This window comes from Actinoplanes derwentensis, assembly GCF_900104725.1.
GTDB lineage: Bacteria > Actinomycetota > Actinomycetes > Mycobacteriales > Micromonosporaceae > Actinoplanes > Actinoplanes derwentensis.
This window is the reverse complement of record NZ_LT629758.1, coordinates 3,902,483-3,918,921: the sequence shown is the minus strand read 5'-3', so window position 1 is coordinate 3,918,921 and position 16,439 is coordinate 3,902,483. Positions and strand designations below refer to the sequence as shown.

General features: G+C 68.3%; 18 protein-coding genes. 8 read left to right on the top strand and 10 right to left on the bottom strand.

The annotated features are described in order from the left end of the window. Positions 1 to 47: 47 nt before the first annotated feature. The 3 genes from BLU81_RS17365 to BLU81_RS17355 all read left to right on the top strand — a co-directional run bounded on the left by BLU81_RS17365 (position 48) and on the right by BLU81_RS17355 (position 2,183). Positions 48 to 842: an SAM-dependent methyltransferase gene (locus BLU81_RS17365; RefSeq protein ID WP_092545631.1), complete on the top strand. Its 795-nt coding sequence runs from the start codon at positions 48 to 50 to the stop codon at positions 840 to 842. A 69-nt stretch (positions 843 to 911) separates the two neighbouring features. Then, a complete protein-coding gene (locus BLU81_RS17360) occupies positions 912 to 1,655 on the top strand; it encodes an SDR family oxidoreductase (protein ID WP_092545630.1) in 744 nt (247 codons plus the stop codon). Between the two features lie 240 nt (positions 1,656 to 1,895). Beyond that, a complete protein-coding gene (locus tag BLU81_RS17355) occupies positions 1,896 to 2,183 on the top strand; it encodes a hypothetical protein (protein ID WP_092545629.1) in 288 nt (95 codons plus the stop codon). Between the two features lie 6 nt (positions 2,184 to 2,189). On the opposite strand, the gene BLU81_RS17350 is transcribed toward BLU81_RS17355, so the two are convergent. From BLU81_RS17350 to BLU81_RS17325, 6 genes are all read right to left on the bottom strand, one after another. Beyond that, positions 2,190 to 3,137: a class I mannose-6-phosphate isomerase gene (locus BLU81_RS17350; RefSeq protein WP_092545628.1), complete on the bottom strand. Its 948-nt coding sequence runs from the start codon at positions 3,135 to 3,137 to the stop codon at positions 2,190 to 2,192. After that, positions 3,134 to 4,342 (bottom strand): ADP-dependent glucokinase/phosphofructokinase, encoded by a 1,209-nt coding sequence (locus tag BLU81_RS17345; protein WP_092545627.1) that lies wholly within the window; start codon positions 4,340 to 4,342, stop codon positions 3,134 to 3,136. The genes BLU81_RS17350 and BLU81_RS17345 overlap by 4 nt, the downstream gene beginning before the upstream one ends. A gap of 1 nt (position 4,343) precedes the next feature. Continuing rightward, on the bottom strand, positions 4,344 to 5,207 hold the full coding sequence (locus BLU81_RS17340; RefSeq protein ID WP_092545626.1) for a ketose-bisphosphate aldolase: 864 nt from the start codon (positions 5,205 to 5,207) through the stop codon (positions 4,344 to 4,346). A 36-nt stretch (positions 5,208 to 5,243) separates the two neighbouring features. After that, positions 5,244 to 6,086, bottom strand: a complete 843-nt coding sequence (locus BLU81_RS17335) for a carbohydrate ABC transporter permease (RefSeq protein WP_092545625.1) — start codon at positions 6,084 to 6,086, stop codon at positions 5,244 to 5,246. A 3-nt stretch (positions 6,087 to 6,089) separates the two neighbouring features. After that, positions 6,090 to 6,995: a carbohydrate ABC transporter permease gene (locus BLU81_RS17330; protein WP_092545624.1), complete on the bottom strand. Its 906-nt coding sequence runs from the start codon at positions 6,993 to 6,995 to the stop codon at positions 6,090 to 6,092. Between the two features lie 64 nt (positions 6,996 to 7,059). Then, positions 7,060 to 8,343 carry an ABC transporter substrate-binding protein gene (locus tag BLU81_RS17325; RefSeq protein ID WP_092545623.1) on the bottom strand — a complete coding sequence of 428 codons (1,284 nt, stop codon included), beginning with the start codon at positions 8,341 to 8,343 and terminating at the stop codon, positions 7,060 to 7,062. Positions 8,344 to 8,641: 298 nt separating this feature from the next. On the opposite strand from BLU81_RS17325, the gene BLU81_RS17320 reads away from it, so the two are divergent. Then, positions 8,642 to 9,469, top strand: a complete 828-nt coding sequence (locus BLU81_RS17320) for a DeoR/GlpR family DNA-binding transcription regulator (protein ID WP_092545622.1) — start codon at positions 8,642 to 8,644, stop codon at positions 9,467 to 9,469. 618 nt (positions 9,470 to 10,087) lie between these two features. Here the strand turns inward: BLU81_RS17320 and BLU81_RS48350 are convergent. Then, positions 10,088 to 10,777, bottom strand: a complete 690-nt coding sequence (locus tag BLU81_RS48350; protein ID WP_157751651.1) for an outer membrane protein assembly factor BamB family protein — start codon at positions 10,775 to 10,777, stop codon at positions 10,088 to 10,090. Positions 10,778 to 10,995: 218 nt separating this feature from the next. Here BLU81_RS48350 and BLU81_RS17310 point away from each other — a divergent pair, with 218 nt between their 5' ends. Beyond that, complete coding sequence (locus tag BLU81_RS17310) at positions 10,996 to 11,649, top strand: hypothetical protein (RefSeq protein WP_092545620.1); 654 nt, start codon at positions 10,996 to 10,998, stop codon at positions 11,647 to 11,649. A 12-nt stretch (positions 11,650 to 11,661) separates the two neighbouring features. Continuing rightward, on the top strand, positions 11,662 to 12,495 hold the full coding sequence (locus tag BLU81_RS17305; RefSeq protein ID WP_092545619.1) for a transporter substrate-binding domain-containing protein: 834 nt from the start codon (positions 11,662 to 11,664) through the stop codon (positions 12,493 to 12,495). Between the two features lie 55 nt (positions 12,496 to 12,550). On the opposite strand, the gene BLU81_RS17300 is transcribed toward BLU81_RS17305, so the two are convergent. From BLU81_RS17300 to BLU81_RS17290, 3 genes are all read right to left on the bottom strand, one after another. Then, positions 12,551 to 13,123: a GIY-YIG nuclease family protein gene (locus BLU81_RS17300; protein WP_231954610.1), complete on the bottom strand. Its 573-nt coding sequence runs from the start codon at positions 13,121 to 13,123 to the stop codon at positions 12,551 to 12,553. A 122-nt stretch (positions 13,124 to 13,245) separates the two neighbouring features. Further along, positions 13,246 to 13,674: a VOC family protein gene (locus tag BLU81_RS17295; protein ID WP_092545617.1), complete on the bottom strand. Its 429-nt coding sequence runs from the start codon at positions 13,672 to 13,674 to the stop codon at positions 13,246 to 13,248. A gap of 25 nt (positions 13,675 to 13,699) precedes the next feature. Then, on the bottom strand, positions 13,700 to 14,569 hold the full coding sequence (locus tag BLU81_RS17290) for a S1 family peptidase (protein ID WP_231954609.1): 870 nt from the start codon (positions 14,567 to 14,569) through the stop codon (positions 13,700 to 13,702). Between the two features lie 152 nt (positions 14,570 to 14,721). Between BLU81_RS17290 and BLU81_RS17285 the strand changes: the two genes are divergently transcribed. After that, complete coding sequence (locus BLU81_RS17285; RefSeq protein ID WP_092545615.1) at positions 14,722 to 15,381, top strand: response regulator transcription factor; 660 nt, start codon at positions 14,722 to 14,724, stop codon at positions 15,379 to 15,381. Further along, positions 15,378 to 16,439, top strand: coding sequence for a sensor histidine kinase (locus BLU81_RS17280; RefSeq protein ID WP_092545614.1), 1,062 nt, complete (start codon positions 15,378 to 15,380; stop codon positions 16,437 to 16,439). The genes BLU81_RS17285 and BLU81_RS17280 overlap by 4 nt, the downstream gene beginning before the upstream one ends.

Here is a 16,439-nt window from a genome sequence, read left to right as displayed (position 1 = left end):
GACGGGCGGGGGTTCACACCCCCGCCCGTCTGATTAGGATCTCCGCCGTGACCTTCGACAGGCTCGACACCGGAGTGGCGCATCCGGCCCGCCGCTACAACTACTGGCTCGGCGGCAAGGACAACTTCGCCGCCGACCGCGAGTCGGGTGACCTGCTGGCCAAGTCGTACCCCGCGGCCCGGATCGCGGCCCGCGCCAACCGCGCCTTCCTGCGCCGCGCCGTCGGGTACCTCACCGCCGAGGCCGGGATCCGGCAGTTCCTCGACGTCGGCACCGGGCTGCCGACCGCCGACAACACCCACGAGGTGGCGCAGCGGATCGCCCCGGACAGCCGGATCGTCTACGTCGACCACGACCCGATGGTGATGGTGCACGCGCGGGCGCTGCTGACCAGTGCGGACGAGGGACAGACCCGGTACATCGAGGCGGACCTGCGTGAACCGGAGCGGATCCTGGCCGGGCTGGAGATCCTCGACCTGTCGAAACCGGTCGGGCTGATCCTGGTGGCGGTGGTGCACTTCCTGCCGTCGCAGGAACAGGCGGTCACCGCGGTCCGCACTCTGCTCGACGCCCTCCCGTCCGGCAGTCACCTGGTGATGACACTCGCCACCACCGACTTGCTGACGCCGGAACTGAAGGCGAACTGGGACGAGGCGTTACGGTCCGGGCGTTCGGACGTACACCCGCGTACCCGTACCCAGGTCGAAGAATTCGTCGTTGCCCTGGAACTGGTCGAACCGGGCATCTCGGCGATCAGCGAGTGGCGCCCCGACCCCACCGACGACGAGCAGCCGACCCCGGTCGAGGCCTCGCTGTTCGGGGTGGTGGCGCGAAAGCCGTAAACCGTCGTCACAATGCGGCGGGCCACGTCGTCTTCTTCTCGTACAGCGTCTACGAGGATGGGAACGACCATGAGGATTGCGGTTGCCGGTGGCACGGGCCTGGCCGGACGGCTGGTGGTGGCGGCGCTCGAAGCGGGCGGGCACACAGCGGTGACACTGGCCCGCGCCGCCGGGGTCGACCTGAAGACCGGGTCGGGGCTGGACGCGGCACTGGCCGGAGCGGACGCGGTCATCGACGCCAGCAATGTGAACACCATGAACAAGGCCGCCGCGATCGCCTTCTTCGACCAGGCCGGCCGCCACCTGCTCGCCGCCGCGGACCGGGCCGGGGTCCAGCACCTGATCACCCTGTCGATCGTCGGTGTGGACCGGGTGAAGAACCCCTACTACGCGGGCAAGCTGCGGCAGGAGGAGATCGTCCGCAGCGGCCCGGTGCCGTGGACGATCCTGCGGGCCACCCAGTTCCACGACTTCGCCGGGCAGCTTCTGGCCGGGGTTCCCGGTCCGGTCGCGGTGGTCCCGTCCGGCAAGATCCAGCCCGTTGCGGTACGTGAGGCAGCGGCCGCCCTGGCCGACATCGCTCAGGATCGGCCCCAGGGAATGGCCCCCGAACTGGCCGGACCGCGCACCGAAGCCCTGACCGACATGGCCCGCCGCCTGATCGCCGCCGGTGGAGCCCGCCGTCGCCCGGTGCTGCCGGTGTACCTCCCCGGCGGCATGAGCAGCGGCGGTCTCCTGCCGACCGGACCGGGCCCCCGTGGCACGGTCACCTTCAGCGACTGGCTCGCCGCGCAGTCGTTCGCCCCGGCCTGACCAGCCGGGTCACCGAGGGCCGGGGGACCCTCCGGAGTCCCCGATGCGGTCCCACCGGCCCCGGACCCGCGTGGCATCCTCTCCTGGTGATCAGCACGCTGACCGGCCAGGATCTCGGCGAGGATCGGTGCAAGCCGCATGTGGGCACGGTAAAGACACATGCGTCTCGATGGCTTCAGCCGTCCGGCCGGGATGCCACTCGGTGACGCCGCGCGGGCGTGGCGGCGATAGCCTGGCCGGGTGACGGAGCGGCGGCTGATTCGGCTGATGAGTGACTATGGCGTCGGCTGGCCGTTGTGGGAGGACGGCGCCATGGATCCGGCCGATTTCGATCTTCCGGTGGGACTCGCTGACCGGATCAGTGCGTGGCAGGAGCATTTCGAAGTGCGGTTCCACTACGAGGACGGGTGGAAGACGGCTGAGGACGCCGCCGCCTATGCCCGGGAGGGCCGGGAACTACACCGCTTCCTGGAGCAGTCGATCGGTGGGTGGGCTGACGTGCGCCTGGATCTCTGGCCGGTGCAGTAGTGCGGGTCAGGCCGCGTGGGACAGGTGGATCAGGTCGACGGGGCCGTGCACGTGGAGAGGGCCTGACTCGTACGGGATGAGCAGTGTGTCTCCGCTCTTGATCTGCAGGTTGTCATGGGGGCCGGTCAAGCGGCCCTGGCCGGAGAGGGTCACTGCGACCGCGAAACCCGGGGGGATCGGGTCGCCGTCGTGGAACCGGTGGGCTCGGAAGAACGGGTCGGCGTCGGGTGGGAGCAGATGGTCGGTGCCGCGCAGGGTTTCCAGGCGGGCGGGGCTCCAGGCGCTGCGGTCGACGCATTGCAGGGCCAGGTCGTAGCCGAGGCCGAGGTGGCCGCCGGTCAGGCCGAAGTCCTGGTATTCCAGCAGTACCGAGAAGTCGGTGGGTTCCTGGACCTCGACGAGCAGGATGCCGTCGCCGATGGCGTGCGGGACTCCGGCGGGGCACAGGATGGCGTCGCCGGACGCGACCGGGACGCGGTTGGTGGCGGCCAGCATCTCGGCACTCCGCTGGGCGGTCACCCACCCGGCCAGCTCCTCCGGTTCCACGTCACGGGCGAAACCCAGATGGACGTACGCGTCCGGCTTGGCGTCGGCGATCACCCAGGCTTCGGTCTTCCCGTACGGGCTGGCCAGGTGATCGGTCGCGAAGCGCCGGCCGGGGTGGACGTGCAGGGGCAGCCGCTGGCCGGCGTCCAGGAGTTTCACCAGGACGCCGGTGTCGGTGCGGCCGGGGCCCAGCCAGCGGCCGGGTTCGGCGGTGATCGCGTCGGTGAGCAGGTCACCGCCGGGCAGCGTGGTCAGCCCGGACGGGTGCAGGTCGTAGCGGGCGGTGGTGGAGCCGACCCAGTCCTCGGGGCGGTCCGGCAGTCCGGGTTCGTCCCGGAACGCGGCGATCCGGCCGGCGCCGCGGTAGAAGGTCTCGGGCTGGTTGGCCGGCAGTTTCACGACTGTCACAGGGTGTCCTCCGACGAGCGGGCCAGGGCGGTGAGGAATCCGCCGACGAACGTGTCACCCAGGCCTACCGTGGTCGGGTTCGGTACGTCCAGGGCGAATGCCGGAGCACAGTGGACCCGGTTGCCCACCAGGTTCTCCAGGTCTCGGGCGAACACCACCGATTCCGGTCGGCGCGCCCGGCGGCGCAGTTCGACCACGTCGTCGTCGGTGAAGTCGTCGCCGTGGCGGTAGCGGACGGCGGCCATCACCGTGCCGCTGTCGAGGGCGTTCGCCCAGGTGGCGGCATGGTCGCCGTAGGCGAGGGCCCAATACTTGGTGTGCAATACCAGGGTCGGTGCCGGGATGAGCGTGGCCAGTTCGGTGAGTGCTCCGGCGATCTCCACGGGCGAGAGCAGGTCGATCGTACGGCCGAGGTAGTCCTGCATTTCGTCTTCGTTCAGCCCGTAGACGTCGATGCTGTCCAGAAGAGCGTGACGGACACGCTGACTGAAGGCCGGCACGTGGTAGGCGGCGTCCTCGAAGTAGGTCACCGCCCCGGGCGGCAGCCGCCGCATGTGGTCGCGCAGCTCGGCCATCCGCGTGTCGAGTTCACGCTGGTCGCGCATGGCGTTGAAGCCGGAGATCAGGAAGACGCCGGCCCGGGCCAGCCGGTCGCCGAGTTCGCCGGTGAGCAGCATCGCGCTGTTGGCCGGGTCGTTGACGTAGATCAGCCGGTTCGGGAAGGGCGCGGTGACGTCGATGTCGCCGGCCCGGATCCGCAGGTCCCGGTCGTACTGCACGATCAGGTGCGGGTACGTGGTGTCGGCGGTGCCGCTGTTGATCCACTCGGTGCCGGCGGGCAGTAGCCGCCGGATGGTGTCGTTGACACTGACCAGGTGCAACGTCGACGGCACGCCGAGCTTGCTCATCAGGATTCCGGCTCGCACCGACGTGCCCCCGAGTGTCGCGCGGTGCGGGTAACGGTTGGCGAAGGTCTCACACGACGCGGCGGAGGCGACGTAGTGTTCGCCGCCGCCACCGCGGGCCACGTAGGAGAGGATCGACACCACGAGGTCCCGTTCACTGGTCACCGTGGCCGGCGACGACAGCTCCGCGGCGGTGACGCCGTATTCGGTGACCAGTTGTTCCAGGACTTCGGCGGTCAGTTTCAGCTCGTAGTCGACACAGCCGCCGAGGCCCAGGACTACACGGGACGCGTCTGTCATGTCAGTACAGCGCGGCCTTGCCGGCGGCGCCGAACAGTTCGATCTTGTGGGCGGCGACCTCGTTCATCGCCGCGATGCAGGCCGGCTGGATGGCGTTGGGCTCGCGGGTCTTCGGGTCGTCGCCGAGGATCTCGCGCATCTTCTGGTGGTAGGCGACCTTGATGTCCGTCGAGATGTTGATCTTGTTGATGCCGATCCGGGCGGCCTCCCGGATCTCGTCGTCCGGGTTGTTCGAGCCACCGTGCAGGACGAGCGGGATCTGCACCCGGCTCTTGATCTCCTTGAGCAGGTCCAGTTTCAGCTCCGGCTTGAGGTGTGCCGGGTAGAAGCCGTGGAACGTGCCGATCGCGATGGCCAGGCTGTCCACGCCGGTCTGCTCGACGAACGTGACCGCGTCGTCCGGGTCGGTGTAGATGATGGTGGCGGAACCGCCCTCGGCGTAGCTGTCGTTCGCGCCGATCGTGCCCAGCTCACCCTCGACCGAGACACCCAGCACGTGCGCCGAGTCGACCACCTTCTTCGAGATCGCCACGTTCTCGTCGAACGGCTTCATCGAGGCGTCGATCATCACCGAGGTGAAGCCGAACTGGAACGCCTCCAGCATCTGCTCATAGGTCGCGCCGTGGTCCCAGTGGATCGCGATCGGCACACTCGAGCGGTGGGCGCGCTCGGCGATGGCCTTGATCAGGTCACGGCCGATGTGGCTGACCTCGTCGGGGTGGATCGCGACGAGCAGCGGAGCGTTGGTCTCCTCGCTGATCTCCACGATGCCCTTGAACATCGCCCAGTCGCTGATGTTGAAGGCGGGTACGGCGAAGCCGTGCTCGTTGGCGACGTCGAGGATCGCCTTGCCGGTGGTCAGCATCTTCGGGTTTCTCCTTGGAACTAAAGGGGTGTGGGGTCAGGCTTTGACGGCGCCGGCGGTCAGGCCGCCGATGAATCGCCGCTGGAAGATGAGGAACAGGACCAGGACGGGGATCGATCCGAGGATGCTCATCGCCATCATCTGGTTCCACTCGTACGAGTGCTGGCCCATCAGCATCTGGATCCCGATCGGCACGGTGCGCATCTCATCGGTCCTGGTCAGCGAGAGGGCGAACAGGTACTCGTTCCACGAGATCATGAAGGTGTAGACGCCGACCGCGATCAGGCCGGGAACCGAGATCGGCACCAGGATCCGCCACAGCGCGGTCCAGCCGTTGCCGCCGTCGACCTTGACGGACTCGTCGAGTTCCTTCGGCAGGGTGTTCAGATAGGCGGTGATCATGATGATCGCGTACGGCAGCGTGAACACCATGTGGGTCAGGATCAGTCCGGCGTAGGTGTCGTACAGGCCGAGCGCGACGACGAGCCCGAAGTACGGGATGACCAGGGTGATCGGTGGCACCGCTTGGACGCTGACGATGATCGCGTTGATGGTCTTCGAACCGGGGAAGGTGAAGCGGCTGAACGCGTACCCGGCCAGGATCGCCACCAGCAGGGTCAGGACGGTGACCGAACCGGCGACGATGTAGCTGTTGAGGAAGAACCTGAGCTGGGCGGGGTCGCCCAGGATCGCGGTGTACGCGTCGAACGAGAAGCTGTCGGTGATCAGTTGCGGCGGGTTCTGGAAGACCTCGCCGTTGCTCTTCAGTGAGGTGGAGAGCATCCACAGCACCGGCAGGCCGGCGAAGAGGCCGCCGAGCAGGAGCCCGGTGATGACGCCGGCCTTGGCGAGGGTGCGGCGGGTCTTGACGGAGGCCATGTCTCACCGCTCCCGTTGTGAACGAACGTAGAAGAAGGCCAGGACCATGGTCAGGAGCAGGACGATCACGGCGGCCGCCGACGCGGTCGCGAACTCGTACTCGCTGAAGGCCTGCTTGTAGACGTAGGTGCTGAGCATCTCGGTGGTGTTCAGCGGGCCGCCGCCGGTCGTCATCCAGATCAGGGCGAACTGCTGGGACGTCCAGATCAGGTCGAGCACCGCCATACTGATGATCACCGGCCGCAGCTGGGGCAGGGTCACGTGCCGGAACCGCTGCCACCAAGTCGTGCCGTCCACCGAGGCGGCCTCGTACAGGTCGGCGGGTATGCCCTGCAGACCGGCCAGCAGGCTGATCATGAAGAACGGGTAGCCGGACCAGACGTTGACGAAGGTGACCGCCCAGAGCGCGATGTCCGGATCACTGAACCAGCCCACGCCCTCCTGAACGACGCCGAGGGTCTGAAGGATGTAGTTGACGACGCCGGACGGGTCGAGCAGTAGCCGCCAGATCACCGCGATGACCGCGATGGTGAACAGCCACGGGAGGATGTAGACGATCCGGAAGATCGCCTTGGTGACGCCGCTGAGCAGCTTGGTGTTCAGCATCATCGCGAAACTGAGCCCGAGGAGCAGGTGGGCCGCGGTGCTGACCGAGATGAAGACGGCGGTGTTCTTCAGCGCGGCCAGGAAGTCGGGGTCGGTGAGGACCTTGGTGTAGTTGGCGAAGCCGGTGAAGACCGGGTTCTGGTTGACGATCACGTTGTCGCGCAGCGAGTAGCTGATCACCATGACGATGGGGATCACCATCAGGACGAAGATCAGCAGTACGGTCGGCGACAGGTAGCCGTACGGGATCAGGCTCCGGAACCGGCCGGCACGAGGCCCGGCAGGGGCGGCCTTCATTGTCATTGCTGTCTCCTAGATCGGGCGCCGCACCGCTTGCCGGCGATACGGCGCCCTCCCGAACGACTACCTAACCGATGACCGAGGACCAGTTCTCCTGCGACTTGGCCAGGGCCTCGTCGACCGTCGTCTTACCGGTCAGCACCAGCTGGAGCTGCTCGTCGAAGCTGCGCATCAGTTCCTCGGACTTCGGCAGGCCGACGAACTCGTTCGCCGGGGTGCCCGCCTGGTAGATCTCGAAGGCCTTCTTGAACAGCGGGTCGGAGTTACTGAAGTCCGGCTCGGCGTTCTTGTTACCGGGGAAGGCGTTCGCGATCGTGGCGAGGTTCGCGTTGGTCTCCTGGCTCATCAGGTACGACACGAACTTGAAGGCCTCGGCCTTGTGTTCGGTCGAGTTGGAGATGCCGATGCCCCAGGAGGCGTACGGGATACCGCGCTTGCCGGTGTAGCCGTCCACCGCCGGCAGGGCGGCGACCTCGAAGTTCAGGTCCGGCTTGCCCTCTTTGATGAGGTTGATGTGCGCCAGCGAGTCGATCATCATGCCGACCTGCCCGTTGGTGAACTTCTCGACCTTGTCCTGCTCTTTCATGGTGAGCGATCCGGGGGCGATGACACCGGCGTCGTTGAGGCTCTTCACGTATTCGACGGTGGCCTTGACCTCGGGACTGGTCAGGTTCGGCTTGCCGTCCTTCAGCATGCTGCCGCCGGAGGCCCACAGCCAGGACATCACGTCGTTCTGGATTCCGTTCGGGACCGCGGTGTCGAGTGGGAGTGCCCAGCCCTTCACGTCGGAGCCGGTCGCGGAGATCTTCTTGGCGGCGTCGGAGAACTCGGTGCGCGTGGTGGGCACCGCGGTGACTCCCGCTTTCGTCAGCAGGTCCTTGTTGACGAAGAGCGGATAGACGAAGTTGACGACCGGGACCATGTAGGTCTTGCCGTCGAGCTGAATCTGGCTCGCGAGCTGACTCTGGTCGTAACCGGCCTCGGTCATCAGCGCGGACATGTCAGCGATAGCGCCCTGTTTGGCGAAGTCGTTGACCCAGGCGCCGTCCAGTCCCACCACGTCGGGCAGGGTCTTGGAGGCAGCTCCGGTGACGAGTTGCTGCTTGGTCGACGCGTACGGCGCGCTCAGCAGTTTGATCTTGATGTTGGGGTTCGCGGTGGTGAAGTCGTTGATGATTTTGTCGAAATCTCCGGCTGGGAGCTCGGCTCCCCACCACTGTGCGAACTCGAGGGTGACGGTGCCGTCCGAGCTCTCCTCGCTGGAGCCGCCGCACGCGGCAACCGACCCGACCAAAGTGGTCACTGCCAGCGCCGCCATCAGCTTCTTCAGCCGGGTGGAACGAACTGCCATGGCCAGCTCCTTCTATATCTAAGTCTTTCTGTTCTCTGCTGTGTTGGCGCCACGTTAGCAGCGTGTTACAGACGAGAACAAGAGAAGAACTGCAGAAAACTGCGGAGTACGGCAGACTGCTGCGTCAAGCGGCCTGACCAGGGCTTCCACATAGGGGCATTGTGCTGCAATATGTGCTGCCTGCACCGGTATCTAGCAGGCGCTCGCCTGAGGTTGCGGTTCTTTGCAGCTTTGTGCGGGTAGTGTGCGTATCGTGTGCGAAGTTGTGGCATACTGCCGCACTGACGAAGGGGGAACCGTGGCCGTCGATAAAGATGACCGTCAGCGTCACCTGCCCGCGGGGCGCAAGGCTCAGCTGGTGGCGTTCGTCGCCGACGCCGGCCAGGTCACCGTGGCCGAGCTGGCCGAACGCTTCAAGGTCTCCATCGACACCGTGCGCCGCGATCTCGACCGGCTGGCCTCCGAAGGCGCTCTCGTGCGCACCTACGGGGGCGCCGTCAGCCTCGCCACCGCCTACCGCGTCGACAGCGCCGTCGAGCAGCGGCTCGCGTTCATGGAGAAGGAGAAGGAGACGATCGCGACCCTGGCCGCCGAACTGGTCCAGGACGCCTCGACGATCATGATCAACGGCGGGACGACCACGCTCGCCACCGCCCGCCGCCTCAGCGGGCACCGCGATCTCACCATCGCGACCAACAACCTGCTGATCCCGGGGGCGCTGCCGATCAGCGCGATCCGCGACATCTACTTCTTCGGCGGCACGGTCCGCCAGCTGACGCTCGCGACATACGGCCCGGTCAGCTTCCGCACCGCCGACGGCGCCGACCTGGACATCACCTGCGACCTGGCGCTGATCGGCGTCGGCGCGGTCTCCGCCGACGCCGGATTCACCACCAGCAACCTCGCCGAGGCAGCCATGATGCAGGCGATGATCGCGCGCGCGGCCCGGGTGGCGATACTGGCCGACTCCTCGAAGTTCGACCGCCGGCTGTTCGCCCAGGTGTCCGACCTGAGCGCCGCCGACTACCTGATCACCGACGCGCCCCCACCGGCGCCACTGCTGGAGACCCTCGAAGCCGCCGGCGTCGAAGTGATCACCCCGTCGTCGGCGCCCCGCCCGCGCTAGAACCTCAGCATGTGCAGGGTCAGGCGGCCCGCCGCGGCATCCACGCTGGTCGAGACCATGGCCCAGCCGTCGCCGAGGCCGGTCAGCCACCCACCGCGCCGGGCCAGTTGCCGGCCGGTCGCCGCGTCGTGGATCTGCACGTACGGCCGGTCACCGGTAGCGCCCATCACCGCGACCAGGTCGCCCGCCACCGCGGAGTCCCAGCTCGCCGACGTCCCCGGCAGCCCCGGATCCGGCACCGTCCAGAGTCGGCGGCCGTCCGCCAGATCCAGCAACGCGACCGGCCCGGACTCGGCGTTGTCCCGGACGAGCAGACGCCGATCGTCACCGGCGATCGGCGTTCCGGCCTGATCCGCGGTCCAGCGGACCGTCCCGGTGGTGACGTCGGTCAAGGTCGTCCGTCCGGTCCGGGTCACCGAGGCCACCGCACTGCCGGACCCGAAAAGCACAGGCCCACCGTCGTACGGCCGGCCCAAGGTCTTCTGGCATTCCCCGTCCGCACGGAGCCTGCTGTACAGGGTGCCGTTCCACGCCGATGTCCCGGTCCGGCCGTCGACCGCGGTGACCGTCACCGCGCAGTCCCGGCCGGGTGTGTCGTGTTCGGTGGCGACCAGGGTGTCACCGGCCGCGACGAGGTACCAGCCCAGCGTCGTGAGCCGCCCGGTGAGCAACCGCCCGGTCGCGGTGTCCAGCAGCGCACCCGCCGCCGGGCCACTGGACGAGGTCGTGACCGGCAGAAACGCGCTCGCGTCCGCTGCCAGCGTCCGCTGTCCACCGATCACGTCGTCCTGAAGATAGAAGTCCGGTTCGTCGACGGACCAGAGGACGGCCCCGGCGCTTGACGGTGGCACAGACCGCGGCCGGTGTACGCCGATCCGGGCACGAATCCAGGTAGAGCGCGTCCTGCCGGGCGACCATGTGCACCGGCCCCGGCGTCGACCAGGCGATCCGCCCGGTCGCGGCCTCGACCACGTCGACCGGCCCGTCCGAACCCTTCTGTACCGCCAGCATGTCGCCGGCCACGGTGAGCACACTGTCCTGGTCCGGGACCGGCAGCCGCCACCGCGAGCTGCCGTCGGCCACGTCCAGACCCCGCAGCGACTCGCTGTCCAGAACGACAGCCGTGTCCCCGATGACGTGGGCGGCACCGCTCCCGTTCGTGGTGTCCAGCGTCCAGGCGATCGTGCCACCGTCACCGTCGAGACCCGCCGGTGTCGTCCCCCGCCTGGTCGTGACAACCCCGAACACCGCGGCGGCACACACCACGACCAGCACAGACGACAGCGCCAGAATCCCGCCTCGCGACACGACACGACCTCCTGGCTGGCCTGATACGAACACGGCATCGTACCCGGAGAGACGTCGATCGATAACCGACGGGAACCGCCCGCTCCGTCCATGCTGGACCGGAAATATCCGATCATCCGATTCCGAGGGGCTGTTCGTGTGATGAGGTTATGACCTTGGCGCGTGCATGAGTATCGATGCGTAGGCGCGGCGGGGCGTGTCACTCATGGGGAGGGTGCATGGACGAGCTACCGAGCAGCACCCGCAAGTGGATCGGCGGATCGATTCTGGTCGCCGTGCTGGTCACGGTCTACCTGTTCTGGAATCCGGAACGTGGCGCCAACACCGCCGCGATTCTCAGCCTCACCCTGACGATCGTGAGCACGGCGCTCGCCGTGCACGCCGCGAACCGGATGGGGCAGCAGGCCGCGGCGTCGCCGTGGCGGCACTACGAGCTGAGCGGGCCGGCCAAGTTCTGGACGGGTGCGGTGCTGGCCGTCGCCCTGCTGGTGCCGGCGTCGGCGTGGGTCTGGAACCGCTGGTTCGCTGACCTGGACGTCCGGTTCCCGGCGGCGGTCGAGGTCCGAGAGGACCAGGTCAGCGCGGTCACCCCGGACGTCGTGACCGGATGGCAAGGCGGCGAGCTGGTGTTCACACCGTCGCTGGCGGCGCTCAGCGACCTGAGCGACTGCGTCATCCCGGCCGTCCTGCACGTCGAGCCGAAACTGGACGGCCGGTCCGGCACGGTGATCGCCGCCCGCCACGACGTGCCGGTCTCCATCAACATCCCGGACGGGACCCGGCGCGTCGACCTCGGGCTGAAGCTCGAAGCTCCGGGCGATCAGAACTGTGTGGTGTCGGCGACGTTCGGCCACGGCGAGCTACGCCGATAGAAGGGAGCACACGTGCGTTTTCGCCCGCTGCTGGCCGCCGTCCTGGCTGCCACCCTGATGACGACCGCCGGATGCCAGGACTCCGAACTGGAGCCCGATCCCGCCGAATATCTCTCCGGCGAGGTTCTGATCGGCATCAACACGGACCTGCCCGGCTGGAGCGAGTACGCGAACGGCGTGTGGCAGGGCTTCGACATCAGTTTGAGCAACTGGCTCGGTGAGGAACTCGGGTTCCGTCCCCGATACGTCAATCTCACCACCAACGAACGGCTCACGGCACTCCAGGACGCGGACAGCGAGGTGAAACTCGTCATCTCCAACTTCTCGATCAACGACAAGCGCCGCGAGACCATCGACCAGGTGGGACCCTACTTCGCCGACTCGCAGGGTCTGCTGACCCTCACCACCAGCAAGATCATGAAGGTGGAGGACATCGAGCGGAAGACCATCTGTACGGCACTCGGATCCACCACCGAGGTGCGGCTGTTCGGCATGACCATCAATCCGCTGTCGGAGAACACCCTGCAACGCTGCCTGCAGAGGTTGCGGGCCGGCGAGGCGGACGCGGTCTCCTCCGACCGGGCCATCCTGGAGGGCTTCATCTCCCACGACACCGCCCGCGACCTCAGGCTGGTGCCCGGCATCAGGGTGGGCAGCGAACGGTACGGAATCGGCATCCACAACAACAGCCCGAAACTGTGCGATTACCTGTCGAAGAAGCTGGTCAAGTTCATCAACGAGGAATGGGACCAGACCTTCACGAACAACCTGCCGAACGTGATCCCGACCGACCGCAAACCGAACTCGGCGGCGCTCGACCCGTGCGAAAAGCCCGTCCCGTCCTAGCCCGGACCGGTCACGATCGCGTCGCGGCGGCCCGGAAGCGACGGGGAACTGGCGGCTAAGCGTCCGGGCCGCTGGACGTGTTGTACGCGTTCTTGGCCTCGACCACCGACGGCTGGACGTCCGCGGGATCGACGCCACTCACGTTCAGCGGCGGGTGCAGGCGCTGGACGAGGGCGGCCTCGATGGATCCGGGCTCCGCGTCCTCGGCCCAGGTCAGCCGCAGGTTCGCGTGCATCCAGCTGGTCAGCCGCTCCTCGTCCTCGGGCACCAGGACCACCCGATCGGTCCAGGTCGTCCGATAGCCCTCGGACAACAGAAGCCCGGCGAGGGTACGGCGCAGCGTCGAGCTACCGGAACGCCGCAGATGGTTACGCAGGATCCGGCCGCGCAGACTGGACGCGCGCCCCAGGTACAGCATCCGCAGCGACGGAACGTTCTCGTTCGGGACCCCGTCCAGCCAGGGGAAGACCGACGGGCCGGCCCACCACGCGTAGACACCGCCACCCCGGCTGAGCCGCTTGGCGGCGACGTCGAGCGCGAACGGCGGACCGGACAGCAGCCGCAGAGCCTCCTCCGCCCGAGCCTGGGCGGGGGAGACGTGCACGGGTCGCTCTGAGAAGTTAGTCATCGAGGCCATGCTAGGCCGTCGCCTGATCGGGCCCGGGCGGCAGGGACGTCACAGGTCGCCTTCCCGCACTCTGCCGCAAACGACCTCGTGACGGCGCCCACTCCGCGGGACTCGGCGCCGTCTCACCCGTCGGAGGCACGGTGGTGGCAGACGGCTTCGAGGTTGATGCCGTGCGGGTCCAGCACGAAGGCCCCGAAGTAGTCGTCGTGGTATTCCGGGTGGACCGCCGGCGGCAACAGGGGAGTGGCGCCGGCGGCGAGCGCGGCCCGGTGGAAATCGGTCACGGCGGCACGGGTGTCGACGGTGAAGGCCAGGTGCATGTTGGTGCCCACGGTGCCGCCGTCGATGAGCCAGAAGTACGGCTTGACCTGGGCCAGCCCGAACCCGACCATGGCCGTCGGCTGGCGCGGGGTGGCGTTCGGCGGGATCTCCAGCATCTTCGTGATACCGATGCTGGCCAGCACCGGCTCGTAGAAGGCCACCGCCGCGGCGAGGTCGGGAACGGCGACGTTCAGGTGGTCGATACGGGACCCGGAGCGATCAGGAGTCATGGTCCCAGCGTGCCCGCAATTGCGGTCATCGCCTGTCCGCTGCGGTCGCGGCGCGCCGCCGGACGAACAGGACGGCCAGGACAGTCAGGGTGGCGAGGGCGGCCGCGGCCATCCCCAGAGCACGGACGGTGGGGCGCCCGGACATGGTGGCGGTCACCCAGTCGTTCAGGTTGTCGACGCGGGCGCTGAAGTCCGGGCCGGGATGCGGGCAGCCGGGGCCGGTGCTGACCAGTGCCACCAGGACGGGTTCGCGGCCGGGGGACTCGCGGAAGTACGGGCCGCCGGAGTCGTGCGGGCACGGGCTGGTGTCCGGCCGGGGAGAGCGGCCGGAGGCCTCGACCAGGGTGGTGCCGACGGACCCGACGGTGAACAGTCCGGTCTGCATCCGGGTCGGGGCCACGTACCCGGAATCGCCGGTGACCAGGCCGAAACCGGTCAGGCGCAGGATCTCGCCGGCGACCGGTCCGGTGGTGGCGAGCCGGATCGGGGTGATCCCGGTGATGTCGGTGGCCAGTTCGGCGAGGGCCACGTCGGTGTCGTCGGCCTGGTGCACGGCGACCACCTCGGTCTCGGCGCCGTCGGTGCTCGACAGATCGGCCCGGCCGACGACCGCCGTGGTCCGCTCGGCCACCGTGCGGCTCACCCGCCGGCCGTCGGCGTCGCGGAAACAGTGGCCCGCGGTGATCACCCAGCGCGGCGCGATCAGGGCCCCGGAGCAGGAGCTGTCCCGGCTGCCGCCGTCGTCGGCGGGCAGGCCGGTCATGGTCAGCCGGACCGAGAACCGGTAGTCGCCGGGGGCGGCGTCCTGGCCGTTGGCGATCGCGGCGGCGGGCCGGGCTCCCCAGGGAACGGCCACCGCCGCCGCGAAGAGAACCAGGAGACATTTCTTGATCAAGGGGGACCGTCCGTACCTTCGCTGGGCAGAATCAGCCTCATAGTTCCCACCGGCGTGTCCGGTGACCGTCATCGGCGTCTTTATCCACCGTTGACGAACGGTGTGCGAACCTGGCCGACGGCGAGAAGCCGGGAGCCGACGGGGGCGAGAGAATGCGGGTGCTGGTGGCGGACGACGAACGGCTGCTCGCCGACACGGTGGCGCAGGGGTTGCGGCGGCTGTCGATGGCCGTTGACGTGGCGTACGACGGCGAAGCGGCCTTTGATCGTCTCGGGGTGAACCGCTATGACGTAGCCGTGCTCGACCGGGACATGCCCGGCCGCACCGGTGACGAGCTGTGCCGGTGGATCGTCGACTCCGGCGCGACCACCAAGATCCTGCTGCTGACCGCCGCGGCCGGCATCCGGGACCGGGTCGAAGGGCTCGGGCTCGGCGCCGACGACTACCTGACCAAGCCGTTCGCGTTCGCGGAACTGGCCGCCCGGGTCCTGGCGCTGTCCCGGCGGTCCACCCCGGCGCTGCCGCCGATCCTGGAACAGGACGGTGTCGTGCTGGACAGCACCCGGCACACCGCGTCGCGGGACGGGCGGGTGCTGGCGCTGTCGTCGAAGGAGTTCGCGGTCCTGCACGTGCTGCTGCGGGTCGGCGGCCGGGTGGTCAGCTCCGAGGACCTGCTGGAACAGGCGTGGGACGAACACGCCGACCCGTTCACCAACACGGTACGGATGACGGTGATGACGTTGCGCCGCAAACTCGGCGACCCGCCCCTGCTGCACACCGTCCGCCGGGCCGGATACCGGCTGGGCGCATGAGACGGCGGGTGCTGCTGCTCTGCGCGATCGTCCTGGTCGTGGCACAGGCCGCGCCGTGGGCCGCGGACCAGCTTCTGCGGCTGCTCGACCAGTACCAGACCTTCTCCTGCCCGGAACCGTTGTGGGCGCCGGACGCGGACACGCCACTCGGGTGCACGCTGCTCTACCGGTTCCCGAGTCTTCCCGGCCTGGTCCTGCTGGTGCTGGTGCTCGCGGCGATCCTGGCGTTCTGCTATCCGCTGGTGAGGTGGTGCCTGCGCCCGCTGCGGGACCTGGTCCCGGTGATCGCCGCCGCCGGGCCGCAGAACCTCGGCCACCGGCTGCGGCCGGGGAAGAGCCGAGACGAACTGGCGGCCCTCGGCCGGGCCGTCGACGAGATGATGGACCGGATCGCCGTCGGCTACGAGGCGCAGCGCCGGTTCGCGGCCGACGCCTCGCACGAACTGCGCACTCCGCTCGCCGTGCAGCGCACCCTGATCGAGGTGAGCATGGCCGAGGAGTTGACCGGGGAACAGCTGGAACTGCTCACCGGGCAGCTGCTGGACACCAACGTGCGCAACGAACGCCTGATCGAGGGCCTGCTGGTGCTCAGCGAGAGCGACCGCGGCCTGATGGCCCGGACTCCGCTGCGGCTCGACGAGATCACCGCCGAGGTGCTGAAGGCGCACCGGGGCCGGGCCGCCGAGGCGGGAGTGACGGTCACCAGCGAGCTGACGCCGCGGACCGTTCTCGGCGAGCGGATCCTGCTGGAACGGCTGGTCACGAACCTGGTGCAGAACGCGATCAAGTACAACCGGCCGGGCGGAACGATCGATGTGCGGGTCGGCGCCGATCCGGCCCTGGCCGTGGTCAACACCGGTGAGGACGTGCCGCCGGAAGAGGTGGCCGCCCTGTTCGAGCCGTTCCGGCGGCGGGCGGGTACCCGTATCGATCACAGCGGCGGGGCCGGGCTGGGCCTGTCCATCGCCCGATCCATCACCCAGGCCCACGACGGGCTGATCACCGCGACCTCCACCGGCAGGGACGGCCTGACGGTGGAGGTCGCGTTCCCCCAATAA